Genomic DNA, 19,327 nt, shown 5'->3' on the forward strand with positions numbered 1-19,327 from the left:
CCGCCTGCGCCGGGTGGCGCACGGTGCTGTTGACTGCGGTCCGTGCCCCACGACGTCTACCCCCGACTGCTCCGTGCGTTCACCGCCGTTGCCGAAGAACTGCACTTCACACGCGCGGCCGCCCGGCTGTACGTGGCCCAGCAGGCGCTCAGCCGGGACATCCGCCGCCTTGAACGGGAGCTGGGCGCCGAGCTGTTCACCCGCACGACACGCGCCGTCTCCCTCACCGACGAGGGCCGTCGCCTGCTGCCCTACGCCCGCCGGGTGCTGGCCGCCTACGACGACCTGGCCGCCGCCTGCGCGGACACCGGCACCGGCCGCCCCTTGCTCGTCGACGTCGGCGCCCACGCCAGCACCGGCCACCGGATCGTGACGGAGGCCCGGCGCGCCGCCCCCGAACTCGAACTGGTCTGCCGCTATCACACCGGCCTCACGGGGGCCGCCGGCCACCTCCTCGCGGGCCGCCTCGACGTGTCCTTCGGCCGCGTCGCCGGCCTCGCCCCCGGCGTCCGGGCCGGGCTCGCGCACCGGCCGGTACGCCTGGAACCCATGGCCGTCCTGCTGCGGGAGGACCATCCGCTGGCCGCGCACGCGCACGTGCCCCTGGCCGCCCTGCGCGGCGAAACCCTCTACGCGGCCGACGGCAACCCGGCCACCGCCGAGTGGACCGACCTCGCCCGGCGGCTGTTCGCGGGCTACGGCATCGAGATGGCCGAACCCTTCCCCGGGATCGAGGGCCAGGACGAGTTCGTCCGCGTCGTGCACCGCCGGCGCTGGTCGGTCCTGGCGAGCGTGGAGTTCGCCGACGTCCCGGGGATGGTCCTCCGGCCCCTGACCGGCCCGGTGCCGCTGTCCCCCGTGGCCATGGTCTGGCGCCGGGGCCTGCGCCACCCGGGCCTCGACGCCCTCCACGCCGCCGCCCGCCGCCTCGGCGCCGCCCACGACTGGCTCGCCCGCCCGCCCGGCGCCTGGCTGCCGGAGGAGGACGCCGAGCTCATGGGCTGCTCGGGGGCCCCGGCCGCGTCCGGCGGCTGAGGAGTCGGGGCGGCAGGCCAGCAGCGGTGGCCACACGCCCCACGCCGCGCGTCCGGCGGAACGGCCGGAGGACCGGGGCTCAGCCGTTGCGGGTCACCGCGTCGGCTATGCGCTGCGTCATCCGCATCTGGGTCCGGTCGCGGTGGGTGGGGTTGAAGGAGTACACGACGCGGCGCTGCTGGTCCTTGGTGGCGAACATGCCGGAGTTGTAGCCGTAGCGCTCACCGGTCTTGCCCCACATGGTCATGCCGTTCACGGTGACCGTCTGCAGGCCCATGCTGTAGCGGGCCGGACTGCCGTCGACCATGCGGACGTCGCCGGACGGCAGCGTGAACATCCTGTCCAGGGTGGCCCGCGGGAGCAGCTCGCCGGAGAAGAGCGCGGTCATGAACCGCTCCAGGTCCCGGCTGGTGGAGATCATCTCGCCTTCGCCCCAGGCCTCCGACTGGTTGAACACCGTGGCGTCGCTCAGCGTCCCGTCGGCCAGCGCCAGGTAGCCGTGCACGTGCGGGCCGTGGATGCGCGGGTCGTCGCCCGCGACCGACGTGTCGTGGAGGCCCAGGGGGCGCAGGATGCGCCTGCCGATCTCCGTGCCGTAGGAGTGGCCCGTCACCTTCTCGACGAGCAGGGCGGCCAGGACGTAGTTGATGCCCCGGTACTCCTGCCGGGTGCCCGGCGCGAACTTCATGGGGCCGTGGCTGACCGCCGCCACCGCCTGCTGCGGGGTCCGCCGGTCGTAGCGGTGTTGCAGCACCTTCTCGGGCGTGCTCATGTCCGGCAGGCCGGGGCCGCTCTCGTCGGGCAGCCCGCTGGTGTGGTCGAGGAGCTGCCCGACGGTGATCGGCGGGTACCCGGCCGGCAGGACGCCCGGCAGGTACCGCTGCACCGGCGCGTCCAGGTCCACCCTGCCCTGGGCCGACAGCTGCAGCACGACCGTGGCGACGAAGACCTTGGTGATGCTGCCGATGCGGAACTTGTCGCCGGCGGTCACCTTGCGTCCGGTCCGCAGGTCGGCGGCGCCGGCGGCGCCGTACCAGCGGCCCGACACGCCGCTGACGCTGATCTGCGCCGCGGTGGCCTGCGGGTCGTCGAGCTGCGCGACGGCGGCTTGCAGGGCCTGGATGTCGAGCCGGAGCGCCGCCTCCCGCCCCGCCCGGGCGGGCGACGGTGCGGGCGCGGGCCCAAGTGCCGCCACGGCGGCCCCGACCGGCAGGGCGCCCGTCAGCAGGAGTGCCCCCGCGAGGGCACCGCCTAGCAGGGCGCGGCGTGGTGGGGCAACGCCACGATGCAAGACGGGAGACGGAGCGGGAGACGAAGGCGTACGACTGGCGGAGAAGCCGGAGCGGCCGGAGAGAAAGGTCATGCCGACCATGCTTCCGGCCCGCCCGCCCCACGCCCATCAGGGAAGACCCCGGCCAAGCCCTGACCCGCCCCTGATGCGCTGTCAGGGGTGCCCCGCCCCTCGCCTCTGCACCCCGCCTCCGCCCTGCCTCTCCCCCCACCTCCGCCGCAAGCGCGGAAACGTTCACCCGCCCAGCGGGCACCACCCGCGCGCACGTGCCGCCTCCCCCATTCCCCCTGGCACACTGCGCCCATGACGACCTGTGAGGACCTGGCCGACGCTCCGCCGGACGCGGCGCCCTCCCCCACCGCCGAAGGCTGCGCCGACTGCCTGGCCCTGGGCCGGCAGGACTGGGTGCACCTCCGTCTCTGCCTGGCCTGCGGCCACGTCGGCTGCTGCGACAGCTCGCCGCTGAAGCACGCCACGGCCCACTTCCACGACACCAGCCACCCCGTGATCCGGTCGTTCGAGCCCGGCGAGGAGTGGCGCTGGTGCTACGTGCACGAGATCGTGGGCTGACCGCCGTCCCCGGTCCCCCGGAAGTGCCCCGTGTCCCCGAACGCCACCGGCCGCAGCACGCCGCCATCACCGTCCCAGCGGGACAGGGAGGCGTTGGGCACCGGGCGGCCGGGCGGGACGGGGCTGCCCAGGCCGGCCAGCGCGTGGCCCACCGTCACCACCACGGCGTCGTGGGCGACGACCAGCACCCGCTGCCCGGCAGCCGCGACGTGCAGTTCGGTCAGCAGGTCCCGGACACGCACCGTCACATCGGCGAGCGACTCACCGCCCGGCGGGCGGTAGAACCACTCCCCCACGCGTTCCCGGCGCGCCGCCTCCGCCGGGGCGTGCTCGCGCACCGCCAGAGGTGAGTACAGCTCGAGCGTGCCCATCTCACGGTCGCGCAGGCGCTCGTCGACCAGGGCCGGCGGGGGCTCGTACACCTCCGTCGCGCGCACCTCGGCCGCCATGAACTCCCACGTCTGGAGCGCCCGGACGTAGGGGGAGCACAGCACGCGCTGCGGCCGGTCCGCCGGCCCGAGGCCGGCCAGCCAGCGGCCCACGACGCGTGCCTGCGCCCGGCCCAGCTCCGACAACGGCACCCGCGCGTCACTGCCCTCCGGCCCGTCCGGCGGGAGGGCAGTGCTGCCGGTGCGTTCCGCCTCCGCGAACCGTACGTTGGCCGTGCTCTCGCCGTGCCGTACGACCGTCAGCCGCGCGAGCCCGCAGCGCAGCGGTACGGGGACCGGTTCCGCCATGGGTCGCCCTCCCTTCGCCCTCGCGCCGGGCCGGGCGGCCGGCGCGTCACATGCCCAAGGCTGCCAGGCGGCGGTCCACCTCGTCGGCGGTGGCGTGGCCGCGGGCCACGGCGACCGTACGGCCGCCGGCCTCGGCGACCAGCGTGGGGAACGCGTCGACGCCCAGCCGGGCGGCGCGCCGGAAGTCGCCCTCGGCCGCGGCCCGCGCCGCGGGCGCGGTGAAGGCGGCGGCGACGGCGTCGCCGTCCAGGCCGGCGTCCCCGGCCACCTTCCGGTACGTGGCGGGGTCCGACAGGCTGAGGCCGTCGACGTAGAAGGCGCGCTGGAGCGCGGCGGCCAGCTCGGCCGCCCGGCCCGGGGCGGCCTCGCGGAGCGCGGCCATGCCCCGGGCGGCGTCGTCGGAGTCCATCACGAACGAACCGTCGGCGATCAGCCGGTCGTACGCCGGGCCGAACTCGGCGCCCGTCAGCTCGCTGATCTTCGCGTTGGCGCCCCGGACGTAACCGAACTCGCGGATCGGCACCCGGCGCGCACCGGTGAACAGGCCGCCGGAGACCACCTCCACGGGGACGTCGGGGTGGCGTCCGGCGACGTCGAGCAGCGTGCGGGAGAACCCGTGCGACCAGCCGCAGTAGGCGTCGAAGACGTAGACGAGCTTCATGGGGACCTGACCTGTGAGGAAGGGGGCGGAGGGCCGACCGGGCCCTCGAATGCATCTGCATCAACAGTAACTGTCACGTCAGGCATTCCGGGGCCACCCCCGCCCGTCTCTGTGACCTTCGTCTCTTTCACGTCAGCCGGATGTCAGGCCCCGTTGCCAGCATCAGGGACCGTCCCGCCCTGGAACGCAACCGGAAACACACCGGAAAGCAGAGCAGAAAGGCAGGCACCTCCATGCCCGTCGCCCCGCCCAGGCGAAGAACCCGGACCCGGCCCCCGCTCGGGGCACGGACGCGCCGCGCCGCCACCGTCGCCGCTCTCGCAGGCATCGCGATGCTGCCCCTCGCCACGCCCGCCTCCGCCGGCGCGCAGGAGGACGCACCCGCCGAGTGCCAGGTGCGCCCCGCCCAGATGCACACCGACTGGACTCCCATGACCTTCACCGGGGACGTCGTCTGCCCGAACCAGACGGGGGTCAGCACCCGGGTGCAGTCCACGACGGCCAGCCCGGTGAACGGGCAGATGATGTACTCCCCCAGCTGGCTCGTGTGCTGGAAGCCCGGCACGCCGCTCCAGGACAGCGACGTCTGGTACTACACGCAGGCCGACACCGTCTCCGGCAACAAGCGCACCAAGGGCTGGGGCTACCTCCACGCCTCGGAGGTCACGGTGCCCCGCCACCCCGTGCCGGGCCTGAACCGGTGCACCTGGTCCGACCCCCTCATGCCCCGCACGACCACGGGAGAGTGAGCGACATGGGAACCGCACCGCACCGCCCCCGGGCCTGGACGGCCCTCGCGCTCGCCGCGGGCATCCTGGTCACCGGCGCGCCCGTCGCCCTCGCGGCGGCCCCGGAGGCGGCCGGCACCACCGCCGACGCCACCTGCGCGATGCGCGGCGGCCAGGCCCACCGCGACAACCTGGGCAACATCTTCACCACCGACCTGTACTGCGACAACCTGCCCTCCGACGTGATGGGCCGGTCCTCCTTCGACGCCCCGGTCACCGGCCGGATCAAGCGCTCCCCGAGCTGGTTCACCTGCTGGACGGAGGGCGAGGCCCCCGTCGGCCAGACCAGGGTCTGGTACTACACGCAGGGCGACGAGGTCGTGGCCCAGCCCGGCCTCAAGGGCTGGGGCGTCGTGCCCGCGCGTGTCGTCGAGGCACCCCAGCACCCCTTCCCCGGCCTGCCGCGCTGCCCCTGGGTCTGACCCGGGCCGTCCCGCCGCACCTCCCGCCGCACCGTCCCGCCGTCCGCCGTCCCGTCCCGTTCCGTCCTGGAGAACCCCATGGCAGTACGCCGACTCCCCCTGTTCCTCGCCGCGGCCCTGGCCGGCGGCGCGCTCGCCTTCGGCCCCTCGCTCGCGCCCGGCGGTGCCACCGCCCACGCCAACGGCACCAACGGCGAATGGCGCCTGTGCCCCTACAAGGGCAGCCATCCGCAGATCGCCAAGGGCAACGCCAATGACGCCGTCGGGCACGCCCAGTGCATCCTCAACCACGTGTACGGCTACCACAACGTCACCGTCGACAAGAAGTTCGGTGACACGACGCTCGCCACGGTGAAGGACTTCCAGATGTCGGTGGGCCTCAAAAGTGACGGGATCATCGGCCCCAACACCTGGGCCGCGCTGCACCCGTAGCCCCGCCCGGTCACCAGCCCCGGGCCGGCTCCCCGCCGGCCCGGGGCCGTCGCGCTCTTGCGGGGCGGGGCGGGCCCGCGCCACGGTGACCGTGCACGGCCTGCACGGCTTGCACGCCCGGCCCGCGCCCCGCGTACGTCCGTGCGCACCGGGTACGCGCCCGTACGCACACCCCGTACACCCGTACACCCGCACGCACATACACCCGCCCCCGTACGCCTTGGAGACAGCGTGGCACCCACCGCACCGTTCGCGCCGTTCATCCTTCCGCACTCCCTGCACGGGTCCGGGCCGCACAAGGTCGTGGCCGTGCACGGCTGGTTCGCCGACCGGTCCGCCTACGCGCCCGTCGTGCCCGACCTCGACGGGGAGACGTTCCAGTACGCGCTGGTGGACCTGCGCGGCTACGGCGCCGCCAAGGACGCGCCGGGCCCGTACACCACCGCGCAGGCCGCCGCCGACGTCCTGACGCTCGCCGACCGCCTCGGCTGGGACCGGTTCTCGGTGGTCGGGCACTCCATGGGCGGCACCGTGGCGCAGCGCCTCATGGCCAGCGCGGCGCACCGCCTGCGCAGGGTCGTCGGCGTCTCGCCGGTGCCCGCCTCCGGGCTGCCGCTGCCGCGCGAGCAGTGGGAGGTGTTCGCCGGTGCCGCCGACACGCCCGCCAACCGGCGGCTCATCCTGGACCTGACCACCGGCGGCAGGCGCCCGGGCCGCTGGCTGGACCGGATGGTCGAGCGGTCGCTGGAGCGCAGCGACACCGAGGCGTTCCGGTCGTGGCTGCGGTCCTGGGCCGGCGAGGACTTCCACAAGGAGGCCGAGGGCTCGGAGGTGCCGGCCCTGACGGTCGTCGGCGCCCTCGACCCCGCCCTGACGGCGGACCTGATGCGCGAGACGTGGCTGCGCTGGTACCGGCGTGCGGAGCTGCGCGAGCTGCCGTCCGCCGGTCACTACGCGATGGACGAGACGCCGCTGGAACTGGTCCGCGCGGTGGAGGACTTCCTGCGGGCCGACGAGGACGAGACCGAGGGGGCCGGAGCCGGCGACGCGACCGGCCGGGCATGACGGCCCGGCCCCTCGAACCGGCCCACCCCGGCGCCTCCGGCCGGGACGCCGGCGTCCCCGACATCTTCGACCCCCGCCTCTACGCCGAAGGGCTGCCGCACGCCGCCTACCGCCGGCTGCGCGACCACCGGCCCGTCGCGTGGCAGGACGAACCGGAGGTGCTCGGCTGGCCCGCCGGGCCGGGTTTCTGGGCCGTCACCCGGCACGCGGACGTCGTGCGCGTCCTCAAGGACACCCGGACGTTCTCCTCGTGCCTCGGTGCCACGCAGATCCGCGACCCCGACCCGGAGGACCTGCCGTTCATCCGCCGCATGATGCTGAACCAGGACCCGCCCGCGCACGGCCGGCTGCGGCGGCTGATCAGCCGGGCGTTCACGCCGGGCCGCGTGGGCCGGTTCGAGGCGGCGGCGCGCGAGCGGGCCCGGGCACTGCTGACGGCCGCCGTGGCACGGGCGCACGCGCGGGGCGACGGCGTGTGCGACGTCGTCACGGAGGTCACGGACGAGTACGCGCTGCTGAACCTCGCCGACCTGCTCGGCGTGCCGCCGGCCGACCGCGGTCTGCTGCTGGGCTGGACGCGGCGCGTCATCGGCTACCAGGACCCCGACGAGGCCGGCGACGTCGCGCGGGGCCCGGACGGGCGGCCGGTCGACCCCCGCTCGCCCGCGGCGCTGCGCGACATGTTCGCGTACGCGGGCGAACTGGCCGCCCACAAGCGGCGGCACCCGGGCGACGACGTGCTGACGGTCCTGGCGGCGGACGGCGAACTCACCACCGCCGAGCTGGACATGATGTTCTTCCTGCTGACGGTGGCGGGCAACGACACGGTGCGCGGCGCCGCCCCGGGCGGGCTGCTGGAGCTGGCGTGCCACCCGGCGGCGTACCGGGCGCTGCGAGAGGGCCGCGTGGGCGTCCCGCCCGCCGTGGAGGAGTTGCTGCGCCGCCACCCTCCCGTTCTGCACTTCCGCCGGACGGCGGCGTACGCGACGGAGCTGGCCGGGCAGCGCATCGGGGCCGGCGACAAGGTGGTCGTCCTCCACGGCGCGGCCAACCACGACGAACGGGTCTTCGCCGACCCGCACCGGCTCGACCTGGCCCGTACGCCCAACCCCCACGTGTCCTTCGGCGACGGCCCGCACGTCTGCCTGGGGGCACACTTCGCGCGGCTGCAACTGCGGGTGCTGCACGAGGAAGTGCGGCGCCTGCTGCCGGAACTGATCCTGGCGGGGCCGCCGCGGCGCCTGGTGTCGAACTTCGTCAACGGCTTCAAGTCGCTGCCCCTCGACGTGACGCACGCCCCGAGCGCTCCCTCGTAAGGGTGAGTCCGGCGTCTTCCGGTCACCGGCCGGGCAGGCTTCCAGCCGGGTTTTTCACCCGGACGGAGGGGGTCGCGCGTGGCGCCGCAGGAGTTCGATCGCCGTCTCTGCCAGGACCCGGTGGCCGTCGTGGGGCTGGCCGGAATGTTCCCCAAGGCCCAGGACGTCCGCGCGTTCTGGGACAACGTCGTGGCGGGCCGCGACTGCATCGACGAGGTGCCCGCGGCCTGGTGGGAGACGGACGACTACTACGACCCGGACCCGTTCGCCCCCGACAAGACGTACGGCCGGCGCGGCGGCTTCCTCTCCCCCGTGGTGTTCGACCCGATGGAGTTCGGGATGCCGCCGCGCACCCTGGACTCCACCGGGCTGGTCCAGCTGCTCGCCCTGATGGTGGCGCGCGACACTCTGCGCGACGGCGCCCGCGGCCGCGACCCGTGGTACGAGCCGGACCGTACGGGTGTGGTGCTGGGCGTGTGCGGCACGAACACCACCCTCATGCCGCTGGCCGCCCGGCTGCTGGCGCCGCCGCTCGTCAAGGCGGTGCGGGCCCGCGGCGCGTCCGCGGAGGAGGCCGAGGAGGCTGCACGCGCGTACCTGCGGCAGCTCCCCCGGTGGACGGAGGACTCGTTCCCCGGCATCCTCGGCAACGTCGTCTCCGGGCGCATCGCCAACCGGCTCGACCTGCGGGCCGCCAACCACACCGTGGACGCGGCGTGCGCCAGTTCGCTGGCGGCGCTCCGGGCCGCCGTGGACGAACTGCTCTGCCGGCGCGCCGACCTCATGCTGACCGGCGGGTGCGACGCGGACAACTCCATCGTGTCGTTCATGTGCTTCAGCAAGACGCCCGCCCTGTCGTTCGGCGGCCGGGTGCGGCCGTTCGACGCGGAGGCCGACGGGACGCTGATCGGCGAGGGTCTCGGCATGCTCGCGCTCAAGCGGCTGGCCGACGCCGAGCGCGACGGCGACCGCGTCTACGCGGTGCTGCGCGGGCTGGGCAGTTCCAGTGACGGCGTGGCCAAGAGCATCTACGCGCCCAGCAAGGACGGCCAGGCGGCCGCCCTGCGGCGGGCCTACGACGACGCGGGCTGCCCGCCGTCGTCCGTCGGGCTGGTGGAGGCCCACGGCACGGGCACGCCCACCGGCGACGAGGTGGAGGTCACCGCCCTCAACGAGCTCATGGCCGTGCCCGGGGAGGCCCGGCACGTGGCGGTGGGCAGCATCAAGTCGCAGATCGGCCACACGAAGGCGGCGGCCGGCGCCGCCGGGCTGATCAAGGCGGCGCTCGCCCTGCACCAGCGCCTCCTGCCGCCGACCATCAACGTCGGCACACCGGCCCCGGCCGTCACCGAGGACGGTGCCGTGTACGTCAACACCGCGGCCCGGCCCTGGGTGCGGGACCCGGCGCGGCCCGTGCGGCGCGCCGGCGTGTCGGCCTTCGGCTTCGGCGGCGTCAACTACCACGCCGTGCTGGAGGAGTACCCGGCGGAGGTGCGGGAGGAGCGGGTGCTGCACCGGGTGCCGCGGGCCTGCCTGTGGCACGCGCCCGACCCGGGCGCGCTGCTGGAGCTGCTGGAGGGCGGCGCCCCCGACCTGGACGGTACGGAGGGTGGCGTGCCCGCGGACCACGCGCGCCTGGGCTTCGTGGCCACGGACGACGAGCACCGCGCGCAGCTGCTGGCGGCTGCCGTCGAACAGCTGCGTACGGGCGGGGCGGAGGAGGAACGGTGGCGGCTGCCTGGCGGCGTGCACTTCCGCCGTGCGGGCCTGCCCGCGGGGACGAAGGTCGCCGCACTGTTCGCGGGGCAGGGCAGCCAGTACCCGGACATGGGGCTGCGTGCGCTGCTGGCGGTGCCGCCGGTGCGGGCGGCCTTCGACGAGGCCGACGCGGCGTCCCCTCCGGGCCGTGCGCTGGCCCGCGCGGTGTTCCCGCCGCCGGGAGGCGGCGAGGAGGCGCTGCGGGCGGCCCGTGCGCAGCTCGCCCGGACCGCGTACGCGCAACCCGCCATCGGGGCCCTGGCCATGGGCCAGTTCCGTTACCTGCGCGAACTGGGCTTCGTCCCGGACGGCGTGCTCGGCCACAGCTTCGGCGAGCTGACGGCCCTGTGGGCGGCCGGTGTCCTGACCGACGCGGCGTTCACGGCCCTGGCGCGGGCCCGCGGGGAGGCGATGGAGCGGCAGCCGGACCCCGGCGCCGACCCGGGCGCGATGGCCGCCGTACGCGCGGCCGAGGACACGGTCACGGAACTCCTCTCCACCGAGCCGGCGTTGACGGTGTGCAACCGCAACGCCCCCGACGAGCACGTCGTGGGCGGCCCCACGGAGGCGGTCGAACGCTTCGTGGCCCACTGCCTGGAGCGTGCCGTACCGGCGAAGCGGCTGCCGGTCGCCGCCGCGTTCCACACCCCACTCGTCCGGCACGCCGCGGGCCCGTTCGCCGAGGCCTGCGCCCGGGTCGACTTCGCGGCGCCCCGGCTGCCCGTGCACGCCGGCACGGAGGGCGCGGCGTACGGGCGGGGCGCGGAGGCGGACCGGCGGACCCTGGTCGACCAGCTGCTACGGCCGGTGGAGTTCGCCGCCGCGCTGCGGCGGATGCGCGAGGACGGCTTCGGCGTCTTCGTCGAGTTCGGGCCGGGCACCACGCTGAGCCGCCTGGTGGAGCGCGCGCCGGGCGGCGACGCGGTGGAGACGTTCTCCTGCGACCCGGGTCCGGGCAGCGGGGACGGCGCCGCCGCGCTGAAGGAGGCGGCCCTGCGCCTGGCGGTGCTGGGGCTGCCCGTGACCGGGGTCAACCGGTACGACGCGCCGCCGCCGGAAGCACGTCCGGCGCCCTCGCCGGTGGCCCGGCTGCTGGAGGGGCCCAACTTCGCGGTGCTCGCCCGCCAGAAGTCCCTCGGGGCGGACGCCGGCCCCGCCGCGGGCGCCGTGCGGGCGCTGCCCGCCGGCTCGGGCGACGATCCGCTGGCGCGCGCCGCCGCCGAGCACCTGGAGGCGCACGTCCGCTACCTGGACGGGCAGCTGGCGACCCAGCGGCAGCTCGTGGAGCTGCTGCGGGCCGGGACGGGCAACGGGCAGGGCGTCGACGCGGCCCTCGCCGCGGCGGTCACCGCGATCAGCGAGCACAGCGCGTCCGTGGGCGCGGCGCACACCCGGGCCGGCGAGGTCGTCACCGGACTGCTGCGGGGCCCGGACGCCGAAGGGGCGGCCCTGCCCGCGCCACCGGTTGCGTCTCTGCCGGCCGTCGTCGACACGGCCCTGCCCGCGCCCTCCTCCCCACAGGACGCGCCGGCCGCCCAGGACGCCGCCGCCGGCCAGGAGCCGCCGCCCTCGGCGGTGGACGAGGAGGACGACCGGTCGGCTCTCGCCGCGCTGATGGCCGACGACAGCGGGTCGGACCGGCCCGTCACGGACCTGGCGGAGATCGACCCGGAGGAGGCCGAGCAGGTGTGCCGGCGCATCGTCGCCGAGAAGACCGGCTACGACGTCGACATGCTCGAACCGGACATGTACATCCAGGAGGACCTGGGCATCGACTCCCTCAAGCAGGTGGAGATCGCGGCGGAGGTCTGGCGCCGCTACCCGGTCATCAAGCGTGAGGAGCTGTTCCGGTTCAGCGAGGCCCGTACGGTCGGCGATCTCACCACCATGCTGAAGGAGGTGTTCACGGCGCCCCGCTCCGGGCTGCGGCTGACCGGCGGCCTGCCGCTGGGCCGGGCGTACGTCACGCTCCGCGCGCTGCCGCCGGTGGACGTGCGCGCCGACGCGTACCCCGAGCAGCCGTGCGCGCTGATGCTCGACGACGGCGGGGAGCTGTGCGGCGTCCTCGGCCGGGCCCTGACCGCGGCGGGCTGGGATCTGCACCGGCTGACGGTGCCGGGCGTGCCCGCCGACGGGCCGGGGGCCCGTGCCCTGGAGAGCTGGGCGGACGGTGCCCTGCGCCACAACATCGGTGCCGTCCTGGGCCAGGCGCTCCGTGTCGACCTGTGCCTGCTGCCGCTGGAGCTGCCGCCCACCGCGACCACCGACGACGCCGTCGCCCGGCTGACCCATGGCCTGCTCCTCGCCAAGCGCGCCCGGGCCGTTCTGCTGGAGGCCGCCCGCGCCGGCCGGCGGAGCGCCTTCGTCACGGTGACCCGGCTCGACGGCGGCCTGGGGTACCGGGGCACGGCCGGCCGGCCCGCGGCGGCGCTCGCCGGCGGGCTGGCGGGGCTGGTGAAGAGCGTGGTGCTGGAGTCCACCCCGGTGTTCTGCCGCGCCCTCGACCTCGCCCCCGGGCTGGACGCCGAGGCGGCCGGCGCGGCGCTGCTGGAGGAGATCGCGGACGTGGCGACGGACGTGCTGGAGGTGGGCCGGGACGGCGAGGGGCGGTGGACCCCGGACCTGGGCCCGCGTCCCCCGGGGCTGCTGCCGTCGCACCCCGGCCCCGCCCCCGTCCTCACCGCGCAGGACACCCTGCTGGTGACCGGCGGCGCGAGCGGCATCACCGCGTGGTGCGTGGAGGCGCTGGCGGCGGAACAACCGTGCGGGTACGTGCTGATGGGGCGCCGGCCCGCCACGGACGAGGGCGTGGCTGCCGTTCTCGCCGCCCTGCACGAGCGGGGCGTGCGCGCGGAGTACGTCGCCGCCGACGTCCGGGACGCCGCCGCCGTACGGGCCGCCCTGGCGCCCTGGGCCGGCCGTGTCACCGGCGTCGTCCACGGGGCCGGCGTGCTGGGCGACCTCCCCCTGCCGGAGATGACGGCGGAATCCGTGGACCCGGTCGTCAGGACCAAGCTCTGCGGCCTGCAGAACGTACTGGACGCCCTGGACGAGGAGCGGTTGCGGCACCTGGTGGTGTTCTCCTCGGTGGCGGGCCTGTGGGGCAACGTCCGGCAGGCCGACTACGCCATGGCCAACGAGGCGATGGTCCGCTACGCCTGCGCGGTCCGGGCCGCGCACCCGGACCGGCGGGTCGCGCCGGTCGTCTGGGGGCCGTGGGAGGGCGGCATGGCGGCCCCCGTGCAGGGCATGTTCCAGCAGGCCGGGGTGCCCGTCCTCACGCGCGACGCCGGCACCGCGTCCTTCCGCGACGTCATGGGCCCGGGCCATCCGCAGGGCGAGGTCACCGTGGTGGGGCCGCTGGCCCCGTGGTTCCGGAGGTCCGGCGACGTGCCCGCCGGCGGCCTGACCGCCGTACGGCGGCTCGACGGCCTGGAGGACGAGCCGGTGCTGCGCGACCACTGCATGGCGGGCCACCCGCTGGTGCCCATGACGGTGCTGCTCGGAGCCGTGCTGCACACCGTCGAACGCGCCACGGGCGGGAGCCGGCCGGTGGTCCGCTGCCGGGACGTACGCATCGGGCGGGGCCTCTACCTGAACGGCTCCCAGCCGCGGCGGCTGGGCCTCGAGGTGGAGCCGGCGGAACAGGCACAGGCACAGGAACAGGAGGGCGGCACCGAAGCCTTCCGGGCCCGGATGCTGAGCGAGCAGGGGCCCGGAACGCTGACGCACTTCGAGGCGCTCGTGCTGTGCGCCGAAGCCCCCGGCGCCGCGCCCCGGCGGCAACTCCCCGCGTACGAAGGGCTCACCGGTGCACCGCACCCGTGCTACACGGAGCGGACGATCTTCCACGGCCCGTCCCTGGCCGGCCTCCGGGACGTGCTGGAGCAGGAAAAGGAGCGGCTGGTGGTCTCGGCCCGGCTGCGCGATCCGGGGCTCGCCGCGGGGGCGTACGCGGGCCGGCTGTTCAACCCGGTCCTGTCCGACCTGCTGCTCCAGGGTGCGGCGCTGCTCACGCACGGGCTGAAGGGCAGCGGGGGCATCCCCGTGAGCGCGGAGGGCGTCGACCTGTACGCGCCGCTGCCCGACGACGAACCGTTCGTGGTGGTCGCCGAGCTCGACAGGACGTCGGTGCTCGACACCCACTGCACGGTCACCGCCTGCGCCACGGACGGCACCGTCCTCCAGCAGTGGACGGGGCTGCGGATGTTCGACCTCAGCGACGCCCAGGCGGTCCGCATGCTGGCCACGTTCGCGCCCGGCACCGCCCGGCGGGCATGAGGTGACGGCGATGGACGAACTCGGCTTCGAGGGCACGCCGGTCGGAGTGACGCCCCCGGCAGCAGTGACGCCCCCGCCCGTCATGCCCCCGGCGGCCGCTCTCCCGGCGGGCCCCGCCGCCCTCGACCCCGTGCTGCTGGCCGAGCGCATGGCGCGGCAGGTGCAGCAGGCCCACACCGCCGTCCTGGAGGCGCACCGGGCCATCGACGCGTGGCGGCTGGGGCGCCTCGCCACACCGCAGCCGCCACCGGCGGCGGCACCGCCGGCGCCGGTGGCGCCCGTGCCCGTCCCCCGGCGGCCCGCACCTCAGCGGACCGACAGCACCGCGCCCGGTGGCGGGACCGACGTCCGGCGGGCCCTCAACGACCTCAAGGCGGAGTGGTCCGCGTACACCGCCTCCGCCACCTCCGCATCCGTCTCCGCCTCCGGTGAGGCGGGTGCCGGCCGCCCGGCCGCCGACGACGTACCCGCCGCTCCGGACTCCGAGCAGTGGCGGCGGCTGGGCGGGCCGCTCGTGCTCCTGCGGACGGCGGCGGACCGCCTCGCCCGGTCCGCCGGCGACCCTGACGGGCCCCTGGAGGTCACCTGGCACGGGCTGCCGCCCTCCGCAGCCCCGCCGCTGCGGGCGGACTGCCCGGCGGGGGAAGCAGGCGGCTCCTGTCTCGTCCGGGACGGCGACGGCCGTCTCCTCCTGACCGTCGCCGCACTGCCCCCGGGGACGGCTCCCCCGGCCCGCCCCGAGGTGCCGCCGTTCCCTCCGGAGCTCAAACCGCCGGTGCACTGCACCGTCGGCCGGCTGCCGGCCGGCGCGCTGGACGCGCTCGGGCGCGGCGACGTCGCGGACGTCCTCGGTGACGCCTTCGGGCAGCAGCACGTACCGCCCGGCTCACGGCCCGAGCCCTGGCCGGAACGGCTGCTGGAGAGCGTCGACACGATGACGCCGGGCGGCGGGCCCTGGGGGCAGGGCACGGTCACGGCCACCACCCGCCCCGTCGGCGGGGACGCGGCGGCGTGGGCGGTCCTGTGGGGCGCCGTCACCGAGGCGCTGCGCGTGTACGCCTTCCGCCAGGGCATGCACCTGTGCCTGCCGCGCGCGCACGCCGTGCCGCTGCCGGACACGAGGGCCCGGGTGGAGCTGCTCGGCCGGCCGCCCGCCGGGCAGCTGCGCATCTGCGTGGAGGTCAGCGGCCGGGGCTGGGTGCCGCGCCCCTTCCTCGTGGCGGACGCGACGGTCACGGCGGAGGACGGAACGCCGGTCGCCCGCCTCTGGGACGTCGGCGTCGCCGTGTACGGCCGGCCGGAGCAGGACGCGCTGCTCCACGCGGCAGAGATCGGGCTGCGGCTGACGGCGGCCGGCGGCCCGGCGTTCCTCACGGAGTTGCACATGGCGCACGCGTCCGAGGGCGACATGGCCACGTTCGCCACGATCAGCGGCGTACCGGCGCCCACGTGCGCCGTACGGCCCCGGCTGCCCCGCGGCGACTTCCGGATGATCGACCGGGGGGTCGACGTCGGGAACGGCGACAGCCCCGACAGGACGGGCGCGTACGGCGTCACCGAGTACGACATGCCGGCCGACCCCTGGTACTGCCGCGAGAACGGCACGGAGGGCGTGCCGGCGCTGGCCCTGATGGAGATCTCGCTCCAGCCGGCGGGCCTGCTCAGCGGCATCGTGCTGGGCGTGACGTTCCAGCACCCCGACGAGCCGTACGTGTGCCGCAACCTGACCGGCAGGGGGACGCTGCTGCGCGACACCGACCCGCGCGGCACGGCCGTCACACAGCGCGTCACCGTGCTGTCGGTCACCGATCTGCCGGGCGCGACGCTGCACCGCTACCGCTTCGAGCTGAGCACGGGCGGCGAGGTGTTCTACGCGGGCGAGGCGCTGCACGGCTACCTCACGCAGGAGGTGCTGGAGCTGCAACAGGGCATGGACAGCGGACGGTGCGTCCCGCCGTGGCTGGACCGGCGGCCGCGGCCGCCGGCGGGGCTGCGCCGCTTCGACGCCCGGGGCGACGAGCGGCTGGGCACCGGCCGCCTGGCCCTGCTGGAGGACGTGGCGCTGGTGCCGGACGGGGGCGAGCACGGCGCGGGATACGTGCTGTGCACCAAGCCCGTGCGTCCGGACGACTGGTACTTCGCCCACCACTTCCCGCACGATCCCGTCATGCCCGGTTCGGCGGGCGTGCAGATGCTCTTCCAGGCCGTGCAGGCGTTCGCGCTGCACACCCTGCCGGCCGACGTGCTGCCGGGCCCGGGGACGGAGTTCGGTCTCGTCGCCGGGGAGGAGCTGCGCTGGGACTACGGCGCGCAGATCCTCCCCGGGGACCGGCAGGTCCGCGGCGAGGTGCACATCCGCCGCGTGAGCCGGCGCGGGGGCCGGCTGGTGATCCGTGCGGACGGCAGCGTGTGGCGGGACGACCTGCGCATCTACCACGTGCGCAACATCGTCCTCGGTACCCGGCCGACGGCGGGGCGGAAGGACCCCCGGTGAGGCCCGGCGGCGTGCAGCGCGACACCGTGCACCGTGACGCCGAGGGCGTCCACCGCGTCCTGTCGGCCTTGGAGCTGCCCTGCCACATGGTGCGGGCCGGCGGGGCGGTCGGGATGTGCCACGTGCCGCCGCCCGGTGCCGAGGTGCTCGCCACGGCCGGGGCGATGCCGCCCGAACGGCTCGGCGCGCCGGACTTCCTGCTCCGGCACGGGGTGCGGCTGCCGTACATGGCCGGCGGCATGGCCGGCGGGATCTCCGGCCCCCGTCTGGTGGCCGCCCTGTCCCGGGCCGGGTGCCTCGCCGTGCTGGGCGCGGCGGGCCTGCCGGAGGAGCGGCTCGACGCGTCGCTGGCCACGCTGGCCCGGGAGCTCGGCGACGGCCCGTACGCCTGCAACCTGCTGCACAGCCCCGCGGCGCCGCGGCTGGAGCGGACGGTCGTGGACCTGTGCCTGCGGCACCGGGTGCGGTGCGTGGAGGCGTCCGCGTTCGTCCAGCTCACCCCGGAGGTGGTGCGCTACCGGCTGGCCGGTCTGCGGCGCGACCGTACGGGTGCGGTGCGGGCGGAGCACCGGGTCGTGGCCAAGGTCTCCCGGGAGGAGACGGCGGAGCTGTTCCTGCGGCCCGCGCCCGAGGCGCTGGTGGCCGGGCTGCGCGCGCAGGGCCGGGTCTCCGCGGAGCAGGCGGAGCTCGCGCGGCACGTGCCCCTGGCCGACGCGGTCACCGCCGAGGCCGACTCGGGCGGCCACACCGACCGCCGGCCGCTGGCCGTCCTCCTGCCAGCCCTGGCACGGCTCCGGGCACGGGTCGCCCGGGAGCACGGCCCCGGCGCGCTGCCGCCGGTGCATCTGGGGGCGGCGGGCGGGCTCGGTTCGCCGTACGCCGTCGCGGCGGCGTTCGCGCTGGGCGCCGACTACGTGGTGACCGGCTCGGTCAACCAGGCCACCGTGGAGGCGGACACCTCGCCCGCGGTGAAGGAGCTGCTGGCACGCGCGGGGATCGCCGACTGCGTCATGGCACCGGCGGCCGACATGTTCGAGCAGGGCGTCCAGGTGCAGGTCCTGGGGCGCGGCACGATGTTCCCTGCGCGGGCCGGGCTGCTGCTGCGCCTGTACCGCGACCACGGCGGGCTGGAGGAGCTGCCGCCCGCCGAGCGGCGCCGGCTGGAGGACCGCGTCCTGCAGCAGTCCCTGGAGCGGACCTGGGACGACACGGCGGCGTACCTCAAGGCCCACCACCCGGACTGGCTGGCGCGCGCCGAGGGCGACCCGAAGTTCCGCATGGCCCTGGTGTTCCGCTGGTACCTGGGCATGACGTCGCGGTGGGCGGTGACGGGCGAGCCGGGGCGCGCCGCCGACTGGCAGGTGTGGTGCGGCCCGGCGATGGGGGCCTTCAACGGCTGGGCCGCCGGTACGCCCCTGGCGCCGCCCGCCGGCCGCCGGGTCGCGGCCGTGGCGGAGCACCTGATGCGCGGCGCCGCGTACCAGACGCGGCTGGCGCACCTGCGGGCCACCGGGGTGCGCGTCCCCGCCGCCTGCGCCGACTACCGCGTCCCGGCTCCCCCGGTGGCGTAGGCCGTCACCCGAACAGCGCGGGAGGCACCACGCCGAGTCGAACGGCGGGCCGCGGAGGGTGAGGATGGCGGCGGAACGGCTGGATCAGATCCGCTGCGGAGGCATGATGCGGACCACGGAGCCCAACGAGCACGAGCTCACCGAGGAAGAGATCCTGGACCTCCTCGACGACGACCGGGACGCCGACTGGGACGACGAGGAGGCGTACGAGTGGGTGCGCTGACGGGCGCGCTGCCAGGTGCACCGGGAGGGCGGGGCGGCCGGCGGATCACGGGCCGCCGTGCTCCAGGGTCCGTACGCGGAAGCCGCCGCGGCCGTCGAACGTGACCTCCTGCACGGCGTCGAAGCCGTCCGCCCGGGACGGCCGGCGCAGCCGCCTGAGCGTGGCGTACACGCCCACGTCGGGCACCCGCTCCACGCCCTCCCGGGCGGCGTTGCGGGCCAGGGCGCCGGGCACGTCGGGCGGGAACCAGTAGGCGACCACCCGCGCCCCGTGGGCCCGGCCCGCCTCGACGAGGGGCGTCCACTCGTGGGGCGAGGGGTTGGTGTTGTCCACGACGACGGGCACGCCCTGCGACAGCGCCTCGTCGACCAGCCGCATCTGGCGCCGCTGCCGGTGCCGGGCACGGCGGAAGAGGTCCTTGCTCACCAGCGCGTGCGTGCCCGCGAAGACGCGGGCGGCGAACGTCGACTTCCCCGATGCCTGGAGCCCGACCAGAACGGCGAGCTCCGGTGCTTCTGCCACTGTTTCCACGCCCGTTCTCATGGCATCAGCGTAGGGACGGGACGAACGGAGAAACGCCGATGGGCGGCACCCGGGGTGGGTGCCGCCCATCGGCGGTGCATTTTGTCTTCTCCGTCAGTAGGCGGAGTTGACGTTGTCCATGGAGCCGTACTTGTCGGCGG

Annotated in this window: 14 protein-coding genes; 10 read left to right on the top strand and 4 right to left on the bottom strand. The window is 75.8% G+C overall.

The genetic code is table 11. The features are described from left to right. Positions 1-42: 42 nt before the first annotated feature. The gene (locus IE305_RS20690) at positions 43-1,035 is read left to right on the top strand and encodes a LysR family transcriptional regulator (protein WP_190131154.1); all 993 of its coding nucleotides are present in this window, start codon (positions 43-45) and stop codon (positions 1,033-1,035) included. Positions 1,036-1,114: 79 nt separating this feature from the next. Here IE305_RS20690 and IE305_RS20695 read toward each other — a convergent pair whose 3' ends face one another. Continuing rightward, positions 1,115-2,230 (bottom strand): serine hydrolase domain-containing protein, encoded by a 1,116-nt coding sequence (locus tag IE305_RS20695; protein WP_229891274.1) that lies wholly within the window; start codon positions 2,228-2,230, stop codon positions 1,115-1,117. A gap of 399 nt (positions 2,231-2,629) precedes the next feature. Here IE305_RS20695 and IE305_RS20700 point away from each other — a divergent pair, with 399 nt between their 5' ends. Then, the gene (locus tag IE305_RS20700) at positions 2,630-2,896 is read left to right on the top strand and encodes a UBP-type zinc finger domain-containing protein (protein WP_190131156.1); all 267 of its coding nucleotides are present in this window, start codon (positions 2,630-2,632) and stop codon (positions 2,894-2,896) included. Here IE305_RS20700 and IE305_RS20705 read toward each other — a convergent pair. Both IE305_RS20705 and IE305_RS20710 read right to left on the bottom strand, forming a co-directional pair. After that, positions 2,872-3,633, bottom strand: a complete 762-nt coding sequence (locus IE305_RS20705) for a histidine phosphatase family protein (RefSeq protein ID WP_190131157.1) — start codon at positions 3,631-3,633, stop codon at positions 2,872-2,874. The two genes, IE305_RS20700 and IE305_RS20705, sit on opposite strands and share 25 nt — an antisense overlap. Before the next feature lie 46 nt (positions 3,634-3,679). Continuing rightward, positions 3,680-4,294: a DsbA family protein gene (locus IE305_RS20710; protein ID WP_190131158.1), complete on the bottom strand. Its 615-nt coding sequence runs from the start codon at positions 4,292-4,294 to the stop codon at positions 3,680-3,682. A 233-nt stretch (positions 4,295-4,527) separates the two neighbouring features. On the opposite strand from IE305_RS20710, the gene IE305_RS20715 reads away from it, so the two are divergent. The 8 genes from IE305_RS20715 (at position 4,528) to IE305_RS20750 (ending at position 18,421) form a co-directional block, all read left to right on the top strand. Continuing rightward, a complete protein-coding gene (locus tag IE305_RS20715; protein ID WP_190131159.1) occupies positions 4,528-5,043 on the top strand; it encodes a hypothetical protein in 516 nt (171 codons plus the stop codon). A gap of 5 nt (positions 5,044-5,048) precedes the next feature. Further along, positions 5,049-5,504 (top strand): hypothetical protein, encoded by a 456-nt coding sequence (locus IE305_RS20720; protein ID WP_190131160.1) that lies wholly within the window; start codon positions 5,049-5,051, stop codon positions 5,502-5,504. A 78-nt stretch (positions 5,505-5,582) separates the two neighbouring features. Beyond that, positions 5,583-5,936: a peptidoglycan-binding domain-containing protein gene (locus tag IE305_RS20725; RefSeq protein WP_190131161.1), complete on the top strand. Its 354-nt coding sequence runs from the start codon at positions 5,583-5,585 to the stop codon at positions 5,934-5,936. 231 nt (positions 5,937-6,167) lie between these two features. Beyond that, positions 6,168-7,001 (top strand): alpha/beta fold hydrolase, encoded by an 834-nt coding sequence (locus IE305_RS20730; RefSeq protein ID WP_190131162.1) that lies wholly within the window; start codon positions 6,168-6,170, stop codon positions 6,999-7,001. Next, complete coding sequence (locus IE305_RS20735) at positions 6,998-8,317, top strand: cytochrome P450 (protein WP_190131163.1); 1,320 nt, start codon at positions 6,998-7,000, stop codon at positions 8,315-8,317. The genes IE305_RS20730 and IE305_RS20735 overlap by 4 nt, the downstream gene beginning before the upstream one ends. A gap of 78 nt (positions 8,318-8,395) precedes the next feature. Next, the gene (locus tag IE305_RS20740) at positions 8,396-14,356 is read left to right on the top strand and encodes a type I polyketide synthase (protein ID WP_190131164.1); all 5,961 of its coding nucleotides are present in this window, start codon (positions 8,396-8,398) and stop codon (positions 14,354-14,356) included. A 10-nt stretch (positions 14,357-14,366) separates the two neighbouring features. Continuing rightward, on the top strand, positions 14,367-16,850 hold the full coding sequence (locus IE305_RS20745; RefSeq protein WP_190131165.1) for a hotdog family protein: 2,484 nt from the start codon (positions 14,367-14,369) through the stop codon (positions 16,848-16,850). An 86-nt stretch (positions 16,851-16,936) separates the two neighbouring features. After that, positions 16,937-18,421 carry a PfaD family polyunsaturated fatty acid/polyketide biosynthesis protein gene (locus IE305_RS20750; protein ID WP_190131193.1) on the top strand — a complete coding sequence of 495 codons (1,485 nt, stop codon included), beginning with the start codon at positions 16,937-16,939 and terminating at the stop codon, positions 18,419-18,421. 268 nt (positions 18,422-18,689) lie between these two features. Here IE305_RS20750 and IE305_RS20755 read toward each other — a convergent pair whose 3' ends face one another. Continuing rightward, positions 18,690-19,187, bottom strand: a complete 498-nt coding sequence (locus IE305_RS20755) for an ATP-binding protein (protein WP_190131166.1) — start codon at positions 19,185-19,187, stop codon at positions 18,690-18,692. Positions 19,188-19,327: the final 140 nt, after the last annotated feature.

The organism is Streptomyces mashuensis (assembly GCF_014654785.1).
In the GTDB taxonomy this organism is placed as follows: domain Bacteria; phylum Actinomycetota; class Actinomycetes; order Streptomycetales; family Streptomycetaceae; genus Streptomyces; species Streptomyces mashuensis.